Source organism: Mesorhizobium sp. M7A.F.Ca.US.010.02.1.1 (genome assembly GCF_004023085.1).
GTDB lineage: Bacteria > Pseudomonadota > Alphaproteobacteria > Rhizobiales > Rhizobiaceae > Mesorhizobium.
In genome coordinates this window covers 27,278-45,906 of record NZ_RZRV01000046.1, presented here as the reverse complement: position 1 = coordinate 45,906, position 18,629 = coordinate 27,278, and the positions used below count along the sequence as shown (strand labels likewise).

Here is an 18,629-nt window from a genome sequence, read left to right as displayed (position 1 = left end):
CTTGTGGGGAGGGGCTAGGGGTGGGGGTATAGCGCTGACGTGGCAAATGAAAAACAATCATACTTTCAGCCCCGCTGCCGCGTAGCGCTCGGCCAGACGGTAGAGCTGGTCGCGCCCGGGCAGATAGGGATCTGGCCATTTGACGCCACGGTCGCCGAGCGTGACGGCGGCATGTAGCGTCCAGTAGGGATCGGCGAGATGCGGCCGTGCCAGCGCCACCAGATCGGCGCGGCCGGCCATCAGGATCGAGTTGACATGGTCCGGCTCGTAGATGTTGCCGACCGCCATGGTGGCCATGCCGACCTCGTTGCGGATGCGGTCGGAAAACGGCGTCTGGAACATGCGGCCATAGACCGGCTTCGCCAGTGCCGAGGTCTGGCCGGCCGAGACGTCGCAAATGTCGACGCCGGCCTCATGCAGCAGCCGGGCGATCTCGACCGCATCGGCTGGCGTCACACCTTCGATGCCGACCCAGTCATTGGCCGAAATGCGCATCGAGATCGGTTTTTCCGCCGGCCAGGCGGCGCGCACCGCGCGGAAGATTTCGAGGGGATAGCGCATGCGGTTCTCCAGCGAACCGCCATAGGCATCCGTGCGCCGGTTGGTGACCGGGGTGATGAAGGACGACAAGAGATAGCCGTGCGCGGCGTGGATCTCGAGCATGTCGAAGCCGCAGCGACCGGCCATTTCCGCCGAAGCCACGAATTCGTCACGCACCCGGTCCATGTCGGCACGGTCCATCGCCCTCGGCACCTGGTTCTCAGGCGACCAGGCAACGGCCGAGGCCGCCATGATAGGCCAGTTGCCGGAGGTCAGCGGCACGTCGGTGCCCTCCCAGCCAAGCCGGGTCGAGCCCTTGGCGCCGGAATGGCCGATCTGGGCGCAGATCTTCGCTTCGGTCTCGGTGTGGACGAAGTCGACCAGCCGCTTCCACGCCACCTCATGTTCGGGCGCGTAGAAACCGGGACAACCGGGCGTGATCCGCCCTTCCGGACTGACGCAGGTCATCTCGATATAGATGAGCCCGGCGCCGCCCTTGGCCCGCTCGGCATAGTGGGTGAAATGCCAGTCGGTCGGACAGCCGTCGACGGCCTTGTACTGCGCCATCGGCGAGACGACGACGCGGTTCTGCAGCCTCATGTCGCGCAGCTTGAACGGGGCGAACATCGGCGCGCGGCGCAGGCTGTTGCCGCCGGCGCCTGCCTGGCGCTGGAACCATTCTTCCGCGCTTTCAAGCCATTCGGCATCGCGCAGCCGCAAATTCTCGTGGCTGATGCGCTGCGAGCGGGTCAATAGCGAATAGTTGAACTGCACCGGATCGAGGCCGAGATAGCGCTCGACCTCCTCGAACCATTCCAGCGAATTGCGCGCCGCCGATTGCAGCTTCAGCACCTCGGTGCGGCGGGCATCCTCATATCTACGGAAGGCGGCGTCCAGGTCCGGCTCGGTTTCGACATATTCGGCCAGCGCCACAGCACTTTCCAGTGCCAGCTTGGTGCCGGAGCCGATCGAGAAATGCGCGGATGCCGCCGCATCGCCCATCAGTGCCAGATTCTTGTAGGACCAGCGCTCGCACAGCACGCGCGGAAAATTGATCCAGGCGGAACCACGGATGTGGTTGGCGTTGGTCATCAGCGCGTGGCCGCCGAGATGTTTTTCGAAGATCCGCTCACAAACGGCGATCGATTCCTGCTGCGACATCGCACCGAAGCCGAAGGCAGCCCAGGTCTGTTCGCTGCACTCGACGATGAACGTCGCGGTGTCGCTGTCGAACTGGTAGGCGTGCGCCCACACCCAGCCATGCTCGGTCTTCTCGAAGATGAAGGTGAAGGCGTCGTCGAACTTCTGGTTGGTGCCGAGCCAGACGAACTTGCATTTGCGGGTGTCGATGTCGGGCTTGAAGATGTCGACGAAACTGTTGCGCGCCCTGGAGTTCAGGCCGTCGGCCGCGACGACCAGATCATGCGTCGCCATGTAGGGCTTGGGATCTGCGATGTCGGTCTCGAACATCAGCTTGACGCCGAGTTCGCGCGCCCGGCGCTGCAGCAGGACCAGCAGCCGCTTGCGGCCGATGCCGCAGAAACCATGACCTGACGAGACCGTGCGCACGCCGTCATGGATGACGGCGATGTCGTCCCAGTAGGCAAAGTGCTTCTTGATCCAGACGGCGCTGACCGGGTCGTTTTTCGACAGATTGTCGAGCGTCTCGGCCGAAAGCACGACGCCCCAGCCGAACGTGTCGTCGGCGCGGTTGCGCTCGAACACCGTCACATCATGCGCGGCGTCCCTCAGCTTCATCGAAATGGCAAAGTAGAGGCCGGCTGGTCCGCCGCCGAGAACCGCAACCTTCATGTCTGCGATCTCCTCTTCGCTTGCTGGAGTTCAGTATCGCGCCGGCGACAAGATATTTCAAGCTTAAAGTTTTATATCAAAACGATTGTCCTGACATGGCGAAAGCGCGCCTGCGTGTGATCACGCAAGCGCGCTGCCGGATCAATTTTCCGGGTTCTTCGGGCTCCACAGCACCGTCTCGGCGTCCTTCTCATAGGCCATTCCGTCGGGATAACTGATCGCTTCCAGTTGCAGCCCCCACGGCGCCTGGAAATAGAGGATGGTCTGGCCGGCGGCCGGCCCTTCCTTGACCGGCAGCGGCCCCATCCGCGTCTTGACGCCCTTGCCTTCGAGATAGGCTTTGGCGGCAGCGACGTCGTCGACATAGAAGGCTATGTGGAAGCCGCCAATGTCGCTGTTCTTCGGCGTCAGGTCCTTCTGGTCCGGTGCTGTGTATTTGAACAGCTCTATGTTCGATCCATAGCCGCAGCGGACCATGGTGACCTCTTCGATCACCGCCTTCGGGTCGACGCCCAGGAGATCCTGCATGAAGGTGCCCTTGTCGTCGGCGAACGGACCGAACGACATCGCCTTCTTGCAGCCGACCACTTCGGTGAAGAAGTCGACCGCTTGCTTCATGTCGGGAACGGTGATGCCGGTGTGGTCGTGGCCGCGCATGCCCGGGATCGAATCCGCCGAGGCCATGCCGGCGCTGCCGAGCACCGCGGCGGCCAGCGTTGCAATTGCGATTTTGGTCTTCATGTCAGTCCTCTCCATTTGGCGGGACTTGGGTCTTTTGGTCGCACGCCCGAGGCCCGCTCTTCGGCGTGCGTATGCATTCATGTCGGCGCCTTGGCGGCGGAAGGAATGTCCAGCCAGCTCGCATCGATCTCGGGCAGCGGAATGGCCGCGATGAGATCGCGCGTGTAGGCCTGCTGCGGCTTGTCGAACAAGGCGTCGGTGGCGCTCGCTTCGACGATCACGCCTTCGCGCATGACGATCACTTGCCGGCACAGCCGCCGGATGACCGACAGATCGTGGCTGATGAAAGCGACGGTCAGCCCCATTTCCGCCGCCAGCTTTTCCAGCAGCGTCAGGATCTGCGCTTGCGTCGACACGTCGAGCCCTGAGACGATCTCGTCGGCCAGCACGAATTTCGGCGACAGCGCCAGCGCCCGCGCAATGCCGACGCGCTGGCGCTGGCCGCCCGACAATTCGTGGCGATAGCGGCTGGCGAAACTTTGCGGCAGGCCGACACGCTGCAGCGCCTCAGCGACGCGCGCCTTGAGATTGTCGCCGAGGCCATTTTGCTTGAGTGGCGCGGCGATAATGCTTGCAATGGTGCGGCGCGGGTTGAGCGACGACATCGGATCTTGGAAAATCATCTGCAGATTGCGGCGCAGTGGCCGCAGTTCCGCCTCCGGCAGATGCGTGATGTCGCGGCCCTCGAAAGTTATGCTGCCGGCGCTCGGTTCCAGCAACCGCACCAGAGCACGGCCGAGCGTCGATTTGCCGGATCCGGATTCGCCGACGATGCCGGTCACCGAGCCCCTGGGCAGGTCGAAATCCAGGCCCTTCAGGATTTCGACCAAGGGCGCGCGGCCGATCAGCGGCTTGCGCGTCATGTCGGGCAGCGCGACCTTCAGCCCGCGCACGGAGAACAACGGTTCAACCATGCGACCGCCTCCAGGCCTGGTCTGCGGCAGCGATCTCCGAAGCAAGCCCGGCCAGCACCGCCTCGTCCACCGGCTTCAGCGAGGCGAAAGGATCGGTGTAGCGTGGCGTCGCCGCCATCAGCGCTCGCGTGTAGGGATGCTGCGGTGCTGCGAAGAGGGCAGCCGTGTCGGCCTCCTCCACCACCTTGCCGGCATAAAGCACCGAGACCCTCTGGCTGATCTTGGCGACGACGCCGAGATCATGGGTGACGAACAGGATCGCCGTGCCATGCTCGCGCTGCAATTGCACGATCAGCCGCAGGATCTGCTTCTGCACGGTGACGTCGAGTGCCGTCGTTGGCTCGTCGGCGACGATCAGCCTTGGCTCGGCGGCGAAGGCGGCAGCGATCAGCACGCGCTGGCGCATACCGCCTGACAGTTCGTGCGGATAGCTTTTCAGCACACGGTCGGGATCGCGGATTTGTACCTCGTCCAGCAACTGGCGAATGCGGCTATCGGCCTTTTGCCCTGCCCAGCCGAGGATCCGCACCAATCGGTCGGTCATCTGCGAGTCGATGCGCCGCGACGGGTTGAGCGCTGTCAGCGGGTCCTGCGGGATCAGCGCCGTGCGTGCCCCGATCAGCGTGCGCCGTGCCTTGGGCGGAAGCTTGCCGAGGTCTTCGCCTTCAAGCCGCATGTCGCCTTCGACAATGCGCACACTCGAAGGCAGGACGCCGAGCACCGCCTTGCCGATCATCGTCTTGCCGGCGCCGCTTTCGCCGACCAGCGCGCGGACTTCACCGGGCTGGACCGCAAGCGACACCGATCGCAGCACGCGCTGGCCGTTGGGCAGCACCGCGCTCAGATCCCTGATGTCGAGACAGGCGCTCATCGCAGCACCGGATCGAAACGCGTCTTCAGCGCCTCGCCGAACTGGCTGAACGACAGCACGGTCACGATCAGCGTGATCAGCGGGAACACCAGCACCCACCATGCCTGATGGATCGACAGCCGGCCCTCGGCGATGATGCCGCCCCAGGTCGGATCGTCGGTCGAGATCGACAGATTGACGAAGGACAGGATCGCCTCGACGATGACGGCGATGCCCATTTCCAGCGACAGCAATGCGACGATCGACGGCACCACATTGGGCAGCACTTCGCGCAGCATGATGCCGATGCGGCCATAGCCGGCGATGCGGGCGTTCTCGACATAGTCCATGCGCGACTGACCCATCGTCTCGGCACGGATCACCCGGCAAAAACGCGTCCAGTCGATGATGGCGATGGCCAGGATGACGGAACTCAAGCCCGTGCCAAGCACCGCCACGAGCAATATGGCGAACAGCACCGGCGGAAACGCCATCCAGACATCGACGATGCGCGAGATGATGCGGTCGGCCCAACCGCCGAAATAGCCTGCGATCAGGCCGAGCGTCGAACCGACCAGGCACGCAGCGATGGCTGCGGAAAAGGCGACGATGAAGGCGATGCGGCCGCCGAAGATCAGCCTCGACAACAGATCGCGGCCGAGGCTGTCGGTGCCGAGCCAATAGCCGGGTTCGGCGCCATTCATCCAGAATGGCGGCAGCCGTTCCAGCATCAAATCCTGCGCCAGTGGGTCCTGCGGCCCGACCAGCGGTGCGAAGATCGCGGCCAGCAGCGCCAGCAGCAGCCAGCCGCCGGCAAGCCACAAACGTGGCGACACACCTCGCCTTTGAGCACGACCCTCATCCATGGCGTAGCCTCGGATTGAGCAGCGCGTACATCATGTCGACGCTGAGGTTGATCAGCACGAACAGCAGTGCGAAGACCAGTACGATGCCCTGGATCAGCGGCAGGTCGCGGTTGATGACCGCGTCGATCGCCATGTTGCCGAGGCCCTCATAGGAAAACAGCCGTTCGACGATGACCGTGCCGCCGATGAGGAAGGTGAACTGCACGCCAACCAGCGTCAGTGTCGGCAAAGCGGCATTCTTCAAGGCCTCGCGCAGGATGACCTGCGTTTCCGAGAAACCCTTCACCCGTGCCAGCACGACATAGTCGAGATCGAGCACTTCCTTCAGCGACTGTTTCAAGAGCTGCGAGATGATTGCCGCCAGCGGCAGCGCAAGCGCCACGGCCGGCATCAGCATGTGCTTCAGGAGATCCCAGGTGAGGTCGAGGCGCAGGCGCAACAGGCTCTCGAACAGATAGAACTGGGTGACGAAGGGCAGGTCCAGTTGTGGCGACACCCGGCCGGAAATGTCGAAGATCGGCACCAGAACGCCGAACAGAAGGATCAGCACCAGACCCCACAGGAAATCGGGAATGGACAGCGCCGCGCCACTGGCGATGTCGATGCCGGCCTCGACCGCCGTGCCGCGCTCGCGCGCGCCGATCACCGCCGTCGTGCCGCCGAGCGCCACCGCCATGATGAGCGCGACGATGGCAAGCTCCAGCGTCGCCGGCAGCCGGTTGAAGACGAGGCCGAGCACGTCTTGCCGCAGCGAGATCGAGGTACCGAAATCGCCCTTGGCCAGGCCGGAAAGCCAGATGAAGAATTGCTGGACGATGGTCTTGTCGAGCCCATAGAGCGCCCGCAGCCGGGCGATGTCGGCATCCGTCGCGCCGGGCGGCAGCATCATGGCGATCGGATCGCCGGGCGCGACGCGGATCACGACAAAGACGACGACGGCCACGCCGAACAGCGTGATCAGCATCGTCAGAAGGCGGATCAGGAATCTTTGCAGGAGCATGTAAATCTTTGCAGGAGCCTGTTGGCTCGTATCCCGGATAGAAATGCGCGCCGTCGCTATGGACGGCGCGCCGCAATTCCAGGCCGATATCAGGCCGGGGTCATCAGAGCCGGCAAAAGCGCGCCGGACACATGCTGCACCACATTGACACCCTTGGCATGCACGATCGGCTGCGCATACTGCATCAGCGGCAGCACATAGGCCTGCTCGGCGATGTATTTGTCGACCGCTTTCCAGCCGGCGATGCGCTTGGCCTCGTCCTTTTCGCCCCACAGCGGATTGATCATGTCGATCAAATCCTGGCTGTCCCACACCGAATGCGGGCTCGGGCCGTACATGGCAAAGCCGGTCGAGGTGGTCGGATCGCCGATGGCATTGCCCCAATTGTAGAAGGCCGCCGGCGCCAGCTTGTCGGCGGCGCGCAGTTCGTAGTGCTTGGCGATCTCGTAGACTTCGATCGTCGCCTCGATGCCAACCTTGCGCCACATGCCGACGATCGCCTGGACCATCTCATAGTCCTTGGGTTTGAAGCCCTTGGTCGTCTGGATGGTGAACTTGACCGGCTTTTCCGGCGAATAGCCGGAAGCGGCCAGCAATTCCTTGGCCTTTTCCGGATTGTGCTCGACCTTGATCGACGCGTCGTAGGATGCGTATTCCGGCGTTTCCAGCGTATCGATCGGCTGGCCGTAGCCGCGCAGCAGGCGATCGACCAGCAGCTTCTTGTCGATGGCCATCACGGCGGCCTGGCGGACGTTCTTGTCCAGCATCGCCTCGATGTCGTTGAAGAAGATCATGCCGATGTCGGAAACGTTCTTGCACGAGCCGGCCAGCCCGTCCTTGGCGATCAGCCGGTCATACTCCTCATAGGGGATTTCGAGCGTCACCTGCGAGGAGCCGGATTCGATCTCGGCGACGCGGCTTGCCGCATCGGCGACGAACTTGATCGTCACATTCTCGAAGGCCGGCTTGCCGCCCCAATAGTTCGGGTTTGCCTTGAGCCGCAGGAAGGCGTTGCGCTCGAACTTTTCCACCATGTAGGGGCCGGTGCCGATCGGCGCCTTCTCGAAACCTTCGGCGCCGACCTTTTCGTAGTAGGCTTTCGGCATGATGTATCCGGTCAGGAACGACATCCATTTGAAATAGACCGGGTCGAACTGCACGACGTCGCCGGTGATCTTGTTGCCGTCGATCTTGAAATTGTTGACGTTCTTCCAGACGAACTGGATAGGGTTGCCGGTCTTTTCGTCGCCTGCCCGCTGCAGCGACCAGACAACGTCCTCTGGCGTGAACGGCGAGCCGTCATGCCAGGTCACGCCTTCGCGCACCGTCATCGTGATCTTGGTGCGGTCGTCGTTCCAGCCCCATTCGGTCAGCAGGCCCGGCGCGAAGGACAAATCGGGCTTCTGCGGAATGAACTGGTCGAACACCGACTGGTAGAGGCCCTGGATCGTCGGGTTGACGGCCGAAGGGCCGGTGGTCGGATCCCAGGACGGCAAGTTGACATTGTAGGCGATGGTCAGTTCGCCGGCGGCTGCCTTGGCGATCTGCGGCAGGCCGACAGCGGCCACCCCGAGTGCCGCGGCGCTGTATCCCAGCAATTCCCGTCTGTTGATTGTCATGGTCGTTCCCCTTGTTGGTTTTGTTTCTGCGCGGCGTCTTCAGGCCATTGGTTCAGGCTTCTTGGGCAGCAGCGCCTTGCCCCTCGTAGCCTCAAGGAAATCTCCGGCTCCTACCTCCCGCCAAGCTGTTGTGCGAGCATGAAGCCCGACGCCGCACCTGTGCCGGCGCCCGGCCATGTCGCGGCTCCGGTGAGGTGCAGATGCGCCACCGGCGTGTTCCAGCCGGCATAGCCGCGCGCAGGGCGGAACAAGAAATTCTGCGCCAGATGATGGCTGCCGCAGACCTGGTCGCCACCGACGAGGTTCGGGTTCTCGCGCTCGAGATCGATGGGCGAGAAGACGGCGCGGTCGAGGATCTTGTTGCGCAGGCCGGGCGCATAGGTCTCGATGATGTCGAGCACACGCTCGGCATAGGTTTCCTTCACCTTGTCCCAATGGTCCGGTGCGATCTTGCCGGCGGCATCGCCCAGGATTTCGGCGGGCAACATGCGCACTTGCACCCACAGCACATGCTTTCCCTCAGGCGCTCGCGAGGGGTCGATCGCCGTCGGCTGGCCGACGACCAGCACCGGCTCGTCCGGCAGCATGCCCGCCATTGCCTGCTGATAGGTGCGCGACATGGCTTCGAGCGAGGGCGACAGATGCACATAGGCGAACTGCCGAAGCTCCGCTCCGGCACGCCAGTCCGGCAGATCGTCGAGCGCCAGATGGATCATCATCGTGCCCGGCGCGTGGCGGAACTTTTGCATCGCCGTGTCGAAGCCGGCGTTACCCGAACCATTGGGCAGCAGCTTGCCGGTCAGCGCCTTGGGCGCGACGCCGGCAATTACCGCTTTGGCGGCGGTATGCGTCTCGCCCGAAGCGAGCCGGACGCCGGTCGCCTTGCCGGCGGAGATCGTGATCTCGGCCACTTCGGCGCCGGTGACAATCTTGCCGCCGGCGGAGGTCACCATGCCCGACAGGGCGCGGATGATGGTGTCGGCGCCGCCCTTGCCCAGCACCATGCCAAAGCTCTGGTTGGCCATTGATTCCAGATAGGGGAACACCGCACCCCCGGCGATGTCGGGCGCGAAGTCGAGATGCATGCCCCAGGTGGCGAGCGTTGCCCTGATATGCAGCGACTCGAAATTTTCCTCCAGCCAGGCGCGGGGTGAGGACAGCAACAGCCGGCCTGTATCGAGCGCCCCAGACATGCCCTTCTTGCGCCACAGGTTCCACGCGATGCCGGCAAGCGCGCGGGCGCTCATCGGCGAGCCCAGCAGCCGGAACAGATGTTCGGCCTCCGCCGGGAAGGCGGCGACCAGCCTGCGCCATGTCGTGGCGTCAGTGGCGGAGAAGGCGGCCATGCGCGCAGTGGTCTTTTCCATATCGTTGCTGACGCCGAACCAGCGTCCGTCCGGGAACGCGCTGGCAAAACAGTCGGCAACGGGCGCGAACTCCAGCCCCTGCGCTTTCAATTCATTTGCATATTTCCGGTGGAAGGCCGAGCCGGCGAACAGGCTCAGATTCATCGCGCCGAAATCGTGGCGGAAGCCGGGAAGGGTGAATTCGCGCGTCTGGACGGCGCCGCCGATCGCTGCGTTACGCTCGAAAATCCCGGTTTTCCAGCCTTTGAGCGCCAAATGCGCGGCGCATGCCAGACTGTTGTGGCCCGCCCCGACAAAGATGGCGTCGAACTCGCTCACGCCTCGTCCCCATTTCCTTTATGCTTAAAGATAATTGCAGATGCATATGTTTTCGTCTAGTAGGATATTAAGGGCCGAGACGAGCCTTGATCATCACACGAAAGAGGGAACTTCAGACCATGGACACCCAAAAACTCCTCGGCGAAGTCGCCAGCCAGCTTCTTTCAGGCGCCATCAAGGTGGTCGACCTGTCGGCGCCACTCGGGCCGGACACGCCATTGATCAAGCTGCCGCCGGAATTGGCCGTCGACACGCCGAAGGTCGAGATCCACAACATCTCCCGTTACGACAAGAACGGTCCGTGGTGGGCCTGGAACTGGCTGAAGCTCGGCGAGCATTCGGGCACGCATTTCGATGCGCCGCAGCACTGGATCTCCGGCAAGGATTATCCGGACGGTGCCACCGACACCATTCCGGCGCAGAACTTCGTCGGCCCGGTCAATGTCATCGACTGCTCGAAGGAAGCCGCCGCCGACCCTGATTTCCTGCTCACTGTCGACCACATCAAGGCATGGGAAGCCAAGCATGGCGCGATCAATGCCGGCGAATGGGTGGTGATGCGCACCGACTGGTACAAGCGCAACGGCTCGGAAGCCGAGTTCCTCAACGCCAACGAGACCGGCCCGCACACGCCCGGCCCGACGGCCGAAGCCATCCAGTTCCTGATCAGCAAGGACATCAAGGGCTGGGGCTCGGAGACGATCGGCACGGATGCCGGCAAGGCCGGCGGCATGGAGCCGCCATTCCCGGCGCACACGCTGATGCACAAGGCCAACCGCTACGGTCTTGCCAGCCTTTGCAACCTCGACCAGCTGCCGCCGAAGGGCGCTATCCTGATCGCGGCGCCGCTGAAGATCGAACACGGCACCGGCAGCCCGATCCGCGCGCTGGCGCTGGTGTCGAAGGGCTAAGCGAAAGCGTTTGCCGTGACCCAGCCGGATCACATCATCGTCGGCAGCGGCATCAACGCGCTGGTCTGCGCGGCGATGCTCGGCGGCAAAGGGGCGCGTGTGCTCGTCCTGGAGCGCAACGACCGCATTGGCGGTTGCATGCGCACCGAGGAGATCACCGCGCCCGGCTTCATCCATGATGTGATGGCGACGACCTTCGTGCTGTTCATCACCTCGCCGGCCTTTGCGGCGCTGGGCGCCGACCTTGCACGGCACGGGCTGGAGTTCTGCCACACGGGCACGCCGACCGGCGTGCTGCGGCCGGACGGCAGCCACGCCGTGCTGCGCACCGACCGCGCTGCCAACGTCGCGGCCCTCAATGCGATCGCGGCAGGCGACGGTGACCGGCACGCGGATGATGTCGGCGGCATCGAGCGCAATGCCGGCCTGCTGTTCGGCTTGCTCGGCGGCAGCCTGTGGTCCTATCCGACCGCCAAGCTGCTGGCCGGCGATGGCTGGCGGCGCGGCCCGCGCGGTCTTGCCGCCTTTCTCGGCGAGGCACTGGTGCCGGCGCGCGGCTGGCTGGAAAACACCTACCGGTCCGAAACCATCCGCGCGCTGTGGGCGCCCTGGGTGCTGCATGCTGGATTAGGCCCTGAAGATGCATTCTCCGGCCAGATCGCTAGGGTTATCGCCTTCGCGCTTGAGGCGGCGGGCGCGCCGATCGTCAAGGGCGGGGCAAAAAACCTGCTGGCGGCCTTCGAGGCTTTGATCCGGGAACGCGGCGGCGACATCCGCACCGGCGCCGATGTCGCTTCGATCGTTCAAAGCAATGGCCGCGCGACCGGCGTGCGACTGGCCTCGGGCGAAACGGTCCATGCCAACAAGAGCGTCATCTGCTCAGTCACGCCGACGCAGCTCTACGGCAGGCTGCTTGGAGCCGACGCTCCCCAAGCCGATGTCGAGGCGACGCAGAAATACCGATACGGCAAGGGCAATTTCCAGATCCATTATGCTCTGAGCAAGCCGCCCGCGTGGCGCGGCGAAGGCCTGGACAAGGTGGCGCTGCTGCATCTGACGCCGGGACTGGATGGCGTCTCGAAAGCCTGCAACGAGGCGGCGCGCGGCATGTTGCCGGAGGTGCCGACCATCTGTGCCGGCCAGCCGCATGCGCTCGATCCGTCGCGCTGCCCCGAAGGCAAGGCGATCCTGTGGCTGCAACTGCCCGAGGCGCCTCGCCACATCAAGGGTGACGCAGCCGGCAAGCTGCAGGCACCGGCAGACGGGCAGTGGACCGTTGCGCTACGCGAAGCCTATGCCGATCGCGCCGAGGCCATCCTCGCCGGCCATATCGAGGGCTTCAAGGCCAGCGTGATCGCGCGCCGTGCCTATTCGCCGGCCGATCTCGAGGCGATGAACATCAACCTGGTCGGTGGCGACCCCTATGGCGGTTCCTCGACCATCGACCAGTCGTTCCTGTGGCGGCCGTTCAAGAGCAGCCGCAACCATCAGACCGGCATCAAGGGCCTCTACCATATCGGCGCCTCGACCCACCCGGGGGCCGGCCTTGGCGGCGGTTCCGGCTTTCTCCTTGCGGGGAGGCTGTGATGGAAGAGAAGGTCACCGAGAAGCGCCAGCGCATTTCGACCCTGGGGCAGATCGGCCTGCAGCAATTCGCGCCCTATCTGATGAACCGCATCATGGGCCGCTACAACGCCACCTTGCGCGACGATTTCCGCAAGCAGGGCCTGACCATTCCGCAGGTGCGCACGCTGGCCGTGCTGTCGGTCACCGACGGCATCACCGTCAACGACCTCTCGGTCTATACGGTCATCGAGCAGTCGACCTTGAGCCGGACGCTCGACTCGCTGGAGGGCCAAGGCCTCGTGCGGCGTGAGCAGGGCGTCACAGACAGCCGCATCCGCCATGTGTTCCTGACCGATGAGGGCCGCGCCGAGTTTACCCGCGCCTGGCCGGCCATGCATGACGCGTTCGAGGCGATGTTCGACGATATCGATGACGCCGAATATTCCGCACTCATCGCCACGCTTTTGAAGATGCTGAAGAACATTCGCAAGCACGACATCTAGACCTACGCGCCGCCAAACCCCGGGCGGTACCGGAAGGAGAAAAAAATGGCCGAACGCTCTTTTGCCAAGGAAGTCGAAAAGCTTCGGCTGGGTGCCGGCGAGGAATTTGCCGGCGAAGGCATCCTCGCCATCACTAAAGCGCTGCTGCAATGCGGCGTCGGCTATGTCGGCGGCTACCAGGGCGCGCCGATCAGCCATCTGATGGACGTGCTCGCCGACGCGCAGGACATTCTGGGCGAGCTCGGCGTGCATTTCGAGGCCAGCGCCTCCGAGGCCACCGCCACCGCCATGCTGGCCGCCTCGGTGCATTACCCGATCCGTGGTGCGGCGACCTTCAAGTCGACGGTCGGCACCAATGTCGCCTCCGACGCGTTGGCCAACCTCGCCTCCGGCGGCGTCACCGGCGGCGCGCTGATCATTGTCGGCGAGGACTATGGCGAAGGCTCCTCGATCATGCAGGAACGCAGCCATGCCTTCGCCATGAAAAGCCAGGTCTGGCTGCTCGACCCGCGCCCCAACCTGCCGTCGATCGTCAAGGCGGTGGAGGATGGTTTCGAACTGTCCGAGATTTCCAACACGCCGGTCATGCTGCAGGTGCGTATCCGTTGCTGCCACGTCCACGGCCATTTCATCGCCAAGGACAACAAGCGGCCGCCTATGACGGTCGCCGATGCGCTCGACGCACCGCGCCGCGACACCGGCCGCATCGTGCTGCCGCCTGCTTCCTTCCTGCATGAGAAGGAGAAGGTGCAGAAGCGCTGGCCGGCGGCGGTCGATTTCATCCGCAAGAACAAGATCAACGAATTCTTCGGGTCGGATCATGGCTCGGTCGGCATCGTCATGCAGGGCGGCATGTACAATTCGGTCATCCGCGCGCTGCAGCGGCTCGGCCTCGCCGACACCTATGGCGACACCGATGTGCCGCTCTATGTGCTCAACGCCGTCTATCCGCTGATCGATGACGAGTTCCTGTCGTTCTGCGAGGGCAAGCAGTCGGTGCTGGTCGTCGAGGAGGGCCAGCCCAACTATATCGAGCAGGCCTTCGCTTCGATGCTGCACAAGGCCGGGCGCGGCACCAGGCTGGTCGGCAAGGAACATCTGCCGATGGCCGGCGAATACACCGGCCAGGTCATGCTCGACGGCATCGGCGCCTTCCTGCGCGCCGAGGCGCCGCATCTGCTGCCCGGCGAAGTGCGGGCGCCCAACAAGGTCGGCGATGGCGTCGACGCAGCCGACCTGATCAACGTCGTTCCAGGACGACCGCCCGGTTTCTGCATCGGCTGCCCGGAACGGCCGATCTTTGCCGCGACAAAACTGGTCGAGCAGGAACTCGGCAAACATCACATCGCCTCCGACATCGGTTGCCACCTCTTCTCGATCATGCCGCCCTTCGAACTCGGCGCCACCACCATGGGCTACGGGCTGGGGCCCGCCTCGGCCTCGGCGTTCAATTCGCCGGATGCCAAGCGCCGCTCGATCTCCTTCGTCGGCGATGGCGGCTTCTGGCACAACGGCCTGACCTCCTCGATCGGCAATGCGGTGTTCAACAAGAACGACGGCGTCATCGTCATCGTCGACAATTTCTATTCGGCTGCGACCGGCGGGCAGGACATCCTGTCATCGCGCGCGGGCAACAAGACCAAGTCGACGAAGCACCCGATCACCGAGGCGGTGAAAGGCATGGGCGTCAAATGGTTGCGCCATGTCGACCGTACCTATGATGTGACCAGGATGCAGGACACGCTGCGTGAGGCGCTGACGACGGAAGAGAAAGGGCCGAAGGTCATTGTCGCCTCGTCCGAATGCATGCTCAACCGGCAGCGCCGCGAAAAGCCGCTGGTCGACAAGGCGATCAAGGGCGGGACCCGTGTCGTGAAACCGAAGTTCGGTGTCGACGAGGATATCTGCACCGGCGACCATGCCTGCATGCGTCTGTCCGGCTGCCCGTCGCTGTCGGTGAAGTCGCTCGACGACCCGTTGCGCGACGATCCGGTGGCGCATATCGACCAGAGCTGCGTCGGCTGCGGCAATTGCGGCGAGGTCGCCGATGCGGCGGTGCTGTGCCCGTCCTTCTATCGCGCCGACGTCGTGCACAATCCGAGCCGCTGGGATCGCTTCCTGGAAGCCGCGCGCCGTGCCACCATCAGCCTGTTGCAGCGCCGCCGCGAAAGCCGGCGCCTGACCTTCGCCGATGCTTGACGCCGTCCCCCCACTTCGCGCCCGCGCCGGCGCTCAGGATAGCGAGCGTGTCATCAAGCTCGCCGTGCTGGCGGTCGGCGGCCAGGGCGGTGGCGTGCTCGCCGACTGGATCACCGATGTCGCCGAGCGCAACGGCTTTGTTGCGCAATCGACCTCGGTCGCCGGCGTCGCCCAGCGTACTGGCGCCACCATTTACTATGTGGAGATGGCCCGCGACACCGGCCGGCTGCCGGTCTTCGCGCTGTCGCCGTCGCAGGGCGACGTCGACATCCTGATCGCCGCCGAATTGATGGAAGCCGGCCGTGCCATCATTCGCGGCTTCGTCACGCCCGAGCGGACGACGCTGATCGCCTCCTCGCACCGCATCGCCGCCGTGTCGGAAAAGATCGAGCCGGGCGATGGCCGGGCCTCGTCCTCCAAGGTTCATGCGACGGCGGAAGCAGCATCGAAGCGCTTCATCGCTTTCGACATGGAAAAGATCGCCGCCGACAATGGTTCGATGATCTCGGCCAGCCTGCTTGGCGCGCTGGCGGGGTCCGATGCGCTGCCCTTCACCCGCGAGAGCTACGAACAGGCGATCGGTGCCGGCGGCCGGGGCGTCAAGGCCAGCCTCGCTGCCTTCGGCGCTGCGTTTGACCGCGCGCGCGGCACGGCAGCACCGGCGCCGAAGCCGGCCGAGCCCGCGATAGTCGAATCTGCCCTGGGCACAGGACAGGTGAGTGGCCCGCAAAACCTGCTGCAGGGCTGGCAGACCTTGGCTGCCCGCATCGACCTGTTGCCGGTGGCCGTACGCGACATGGCACTTCGGGGCTTGAGAAAGGTCGTCGACTATCAGGACATCGCTTACGGGCGCGAGTATCTCGACTGGCTGGACGAGGCCGTCGCGTTGGACGGGCCGGATCGCGGCTATGGCCTGTCGATCGCTGCCGCCAAGCATCTGGCCAACGCGCTATGCTACGACGACATGATCCGCGTCGCCGATCTCAAGACGCGCTCGACGCGCGACAAACGCGTGCGCCGTGAGGTCGGCGTCAAGGACGGCTCGATCCTGCAGGTGACCGAGTATTTCCATCCGCGCATCGAGGAATTCTGCGGCACGTTGCCGGCGGGTCTGGGCAGCTACATCGAAAGCCTGCCGAAGCTCGCCGCCTTTCTCGATCGTCGCATCAACCACGGCCGCCGCATCCGCACCGACAGTTTCGCCGGCTTTGCAGCGCTCTGGTTCATCGGCGGCCTGCGCCGGTGGCGCCGCAGCCTGCTGCGTCACAAGGTCGAGATCGCGCATCTCGATCGCTGGTACACGCTGGCGCTCGACCATGTGCCCCAGGATTATGCGCTGGCTGTCGAAATCCTCAACTGCCGCCGGTTGATCAAGGGCTACAGCGACACCCATGTTCGTGCCCAATCGAAATTCGACCGGGTGCTGTCGGCGCTCGATCTGGTCAAGGGCCGAGCGGACGCCGCCGACTGGATCCGCCGCCTGCGCGAGATGGCACTGAAGGACGAGAAGGGCGACATGCTCGACGGCGCGCTGAAGACCGTGGCGACGCTGGGGCCGGATACGATCTAGCGGGCGTCCACAGATTGGACCGGCACCAGCCCACGCAACGGCACCGCCTCCGGGAACAGATGCAACAGGCCTGAATCGACGCGCCGTCGCAAATGCGCATCCACTTCGGCCCGATCCTGACAACCATGGAACCTGCCGCCGCAATGGTCCCGCAGGCGCACGAGATCGGCCATGACAGGCGACATCGGCAGGCCGGCGGCGTCGAGCAGGCTTGCGCTGAGGAAGCCGACGTCGAGCGGCGCCAGGTCAGGCATCGGATGGCGCAAAGGATGGTTGAAGGTGGTGAGCGTGTAGAAGGTGCGGTAGGCAAGCGAGCCAGGGGTCGCCAAGGCGTCGTCCCCGGCGATCGCGTCGACGAACGGCTTGGTCGCCGACGACTGGTGATCGCCGAACTCGAGCACCACGGCGCCGCGTTCACCGGCATCCGCTTCCCTCTTGTCGAGGAAATGCTGGAAATCGCCGCGCGCTACCGCCATCCGGCGCAGATACTCATTGGCCTGGAAATCGCCCGAGAAAGGCTCACCCTCGACCTTCAGCTCGGGCTCCATCCGCCCCTCATAGGGTGAATGCGGAAACATGGTCTGGATTTCGAGGAACAGCGGCCGGCCGTCTTCCTTGCGGTGCCGGGCGATGAACGCCTCGGCTGCGCGATAGTAGAAGTTGTCGCGCAGATGATAGAAGGGCGCGGCAATGTCCTTGATGTCGAGCACGGTCTCGAAACCGATCGATTGCAGGAACGGCCCTTCATTGACGAATGAAAAGTCCATCGGCGTCATCACGACAGTTCGATAGCCGCAGCGCGCCAGCACCTCTGGCAAGGCTCCGGCGACCTTGTCCTGCAGGGTGATGGTCAGATAGGGGCTTCGCCAGCCGAAATCGGTGGCCGACAGGCCGGTCATCGGCGACAGATTGGTGATCCAGGTGCCGCCGCCAAATGTCTCGACCTGCATCGGATGCGGCGTGCCGGCTTTGGGTGCGAATCTCTGCAGGAATCCCGCGCCATTGCCGACCTGCGGAAAATAGCCGGGATCGGATTGGCTTTCGCTGAGCACGAAAAAGACGTCGGGAAGATCAGCCCGGTCGCCGCAATCGACCGTGTCGGCAAAAGGCGGCTGTGGCGCGACGGCTTGCAGCCGCTTTTCGAAGCCCGATTCAACAACGAGGTTGTGCAAATCCAGCAGCGAAACGAAGAAGGCCGACATGTGCCGGCCCTGCATGTAGTAGAAATAACGGTCCTTCGAGGCCTCGGCCGGAAAGGTCAGCGGCACCAGAACGACGAGCGCCGCCATGACCAGGACGCGTGCCGATACCGGCCAGCCGATTTTTCGATCGATCCGGAACAGAAGCACCGCCGCCGTAATGCCGAGCACCAGGGCAACAACGACCGGCGCGATCAGATGGAGGTAGGAGCCGAGCAGGAAGCGGTACACTTCCGGATCCTTCGACACGAAGACCGTGTCGTAGAAGTGCAGCGAAAACCCCTTCATCCTGAATTTGATCGCTGACACCACTGTGATGAAAGCGATGCCCATCCAGGCGAGATAGACGGAAAAGACAAGGCGCCCCGAAGCCAGGAAGAGAAGTCCGGCAAGGGCAGCCACCAGCGCCAGCGAGAACGGCACCGACAGCCATTCGTGCTCGGCCCGTCCGGCGGCGAAGACACCGGCTAGGCTGACCACGACCAGCGTCAGCGGATGACAGAGCACCCGCCCAAGGATTTGAAGCTGAGCCACAGATTTTCCCATGAATATGCCTGAGCATAGTTTCGGGAAACTCTTCGATTATTCGTGGGCTGAGAACAAATGTATAGTGAATTTAACCTTAATTCCGGGGATCGCGCTGTCCGCAACGGC

General features: G+C 64.0%; 14 protein-coding genes. 5 read left to right on the top strand and 9 right to left on the bottom strand.

From position 1 onward, the window contains the following. Positions 1-57: 57 nt before the first annotated feature. The 8 genes from EOA19_RS30160 to EOA19_RS30125 form a co-directional block, all read right to left on the bottom strand. A complete protein-coding gene (locus EOA19_RS30160; protein WP_128305668.1) occupies positions 58-2,352 on the bottom strand; it encodes a bifunctional salicylyl-CoA 5-hydroxylase/oxidoreductase in 2,295 nt (764 codons plus the stop codon). Positions 2,353-2,493: 141 nt separating this feature from the next. Next, positions 2,494-3,093: a VOC family protein gene (locus EOA19_RS30155; protein WP_128305667.1), complete on the bottom strand. Its 600-nt coding sequence runs from the start codon at positions 3,091-3,093 to the stop codon at positions 2,494-2,496. Positions 3,094-3,170: 77 nt separating this feature from the next. After that, positions 3,171-4,007, bottom strand: coding sequence for an ATP-binding cassette domain-containing protein (locus EOA19_RS30150; RefSeq protein WP_128305666.1), 837 nt, complete (start codon positions 4,005-4,007; stop codon positions 3,171-3,173). After that, positions 4,000-4,878 (bottom strand): ABC transporter ATP-binding protein, encoded by an 879-nt coding sequence (locus tag EOA19_RS30145; RefSeq protein WP_128305665.1) that lies wholly within the window; start codon positions 4,876-4,878, stop codon positions 4,000-4,002. Before EOA19_RS30145 ends, EOA19_RS30150 begins: the two co-directional genes overlap by 8 nt. Then, positions 4,875-5,723, bottom strand: coding sequence for an ABC transporter permease (locus EOA19_RS30140; protein WP_128305664.1), 849 nt, complete (start codon positions 5,721-5,723; stop codon positions 4,875-4,877). The genes EOA19_RS30145 and EOA19_RS30140 overlap by 4 nt, the downstream gene beginning before the upstream one ends. Further along, entirely contained in the window at positions 5,716-6,723 is a 1,008-nt protein-coding gene (locus tag EOA19_RS30135) for an ABC transporter permease (protein WP_128305663.1), read from the bottom strand. The genes EOA19_RS30140 and EOA19_RS30135 overlap by 8 nt, the downstream gene beginning before the upstream one ends. Before the next feature lie 89 nt (positions 6,724-6,812). Beyond that, the gene (locus EOA19_RS30130) at positions 6,813-8,342 is read right to left on the bottom strand and encodes an ABC transporter substrate-binding protein (protein WP_128305662.1); all 1,530 of its coding nucleotides are present in this window, start codon (positions 8,340-8,342) and stop codon (positions 6,813-6,815) included. Positions 8,343-8,452: 110 nt separating this feature from the next. Continuing rightward, positions 8,453-10,027, bottom strand: a complete 1,575-nt coding sequence (locus EOA19_RS30125) for an NAD(P)/FAD-dependent oxidoreductase (protein ID WP_128305661.1) — start codon at positions 10,025-10,027, stop codon at positions 8,453-8,455. 119 nt (positions 10,028-10,146) lie between these two features. On the opposite strand from EOA19_RS30125, the gene EOA19_RS30120 reads away from it, so the two are divergent. From EOA19_RS30120 to EOA19_RS30100, 5 genes are read left to right on the top strand one after another with little or no spacing between them, the layout of a single operon-like run. Continuing rightward, positions 10,147-10,938 (top strand): cyclase family protein, encoded by a 792-nt coding sequence (locus tag EOA19_RS30120; RefSeq protein ID WP_128305660.1) that lies wholly within the window; start codon positions 10,147-10,149, stop codon positions 10,936-10,938. 15 nt (positions 10,939-10,953) lie between these two features. After that, the gene (locus EOA19_RS30115; protein WP_128305659.1) at positions 10,954-12,525 is read left to right on the top strand and encodes an NAD(P)/FAD-dependent oxidoreductase; all 1,572 of its coding nucleotides are present in this window, start codon (positions 10,954-10,956) and stop codon (positions 12,523-12,525) included. Continuing rightward, positions 12,525-13,007, top strand: coding sequence for a MarR family transcriptional regulator (locus EOA19_RS30110; protein WP_127270494.1), 483 nt, complete (start codon positions 12,525-12,527; stop codon positions 13,005-13,007). Before EOA19_RS30115 ends, EOA19_RS30110 begins: the two co-directional genes overlap by 1 nt. Positions 13,008-13,052: 45 nt before the next feature. Beyond that, complete coding sequence (locus EOA19_RS30105) at positions 13,053-15,206, top strand: indolepyruvate ferredoxin oxidoreductase subunit alpha (RefSeq protein ID WP_023811463.1); 2,154 nt, start codon at positions 13,053-13,055, stop codon at positions 15,204-15,206. Beyond that, positions 15,199-16,776, top strand: coding sequence for an indolepyruvate oxidoreductase subunit beta family protein (locus EOA19_RS30100; protein ID WP_023811462.1), 1,578 nt, complete (start codon positions 15,199-15,201; stop codon positions 16,774-16,776). The genes EOA19_RS30105 and EOA19_RS30100 overlap by 8 nt, the downstream gene beginning before the upstream one ends. Here EOA19_RS30100 and EOA19_RS30095 read toward each other — a convergent pair. Further along, a complete protein-coding gene (locus tag EOA19_RS30095) occupies positions 16,773-18,509 on the bottom strand; it encodes a sulfatase-like hydrolase/transferase (protein ID WP_245486372.1) in 1,737 nt (578 codons plus the stop codon). The genes EOA19_RS30100 and EOA19_RS30095 overlap by 4 nt on opposite strands. Positions 18,510-18,629: the final 120 nt, after the last annotated feature.

What these genes read in the sequence shown, in the direction of transcription:
- EOA19_RS30160 (WP_128305668.1), bottom strand. Translation starts at nt 2,352, where the DNA reads ATGAAGGTTGCGGTTCTCGGCGGCGGACCAGCCGGCCTCTACTTTGCC.
- EOA19_RS30155 (WP_128305667.1), bottom strand. Translation starts at nt 3,093, where the DNA reads ATGAAGACCAAAATCGCAATTGCAACGCTGGCCGCCGCGGTGCTCGGC.
- EOA19_RS30150 (WP_128305666.1), bottom strand. Translation starts at nt 4,007, where the DNA reads ATGGTTGAACCGTTGTTCTCCGTGCGCGGGCTGAAGGTCGCGCTGCCC.
- EOA19_RS30145 (WP_128305665.1), bottom strand. Translation starts at nt 4,878, where the DNA reads ATGAGCGCCTGTCTCGACATCAGGGATCTGAGCGCGGTGCTGCCCAAC.
- EOA19_RS30140 (WP_128305664.1), bottom strand. Translation starts at nt 5,723, where the DNA reads ATGGATGAGGGTCGTGCTCAAAGGCGAGGTGTGTCGCCACGTTTGTGG.
- EOA19_RS30135 (WP_128305663.1), bottom strand. Translation starts at nt 6,723, where the DNA reads ATGCTCCTGCAAAGATTCCTGATCCGCCTTCTGACGATGCTGATCACG.
- EOA19_RS30130 (WP_128305662.1), bottom strand. Translation starts at nt 8,342, where the DNA reads ATGACAATCAACAGACGGGAATTGCTGGGATACAGCGCCGCGGCACTC.
- EOA19_RS30120 (WP_128305660.1), top strand. Translation starts at nt 10,147, where the DNA reads ATGGACACCCAAAAACTCCTCGGCGAAGTCGCCAGCCAGCTTCTTTCA.
- EOA19_RS30110 (WP_127270494.1), top strand. Translation starts at nt 12,525, where the DNA reads ATGGAAGAGAAGGTCACCGAGAAGCGCCAGCGCATTTCGACCCTGGGG.
- EOA19_RS30105 (WP_023811463.1), top strand. Translation starts at nt 13,053, where the DNA reads ATGGCCGAACGCTCTTTTGCCAAGGAAGTCGAAAAGCTTCGGCTGGGT.
- EOA19_RS30100 (WP_023811462.1), top strand. Translation starts at nt 15,199, where the DNA reads ATGCTTGACGCCGTCCCCCCACTTCGCGCCCGCGCCGGCGCTCAGGAT.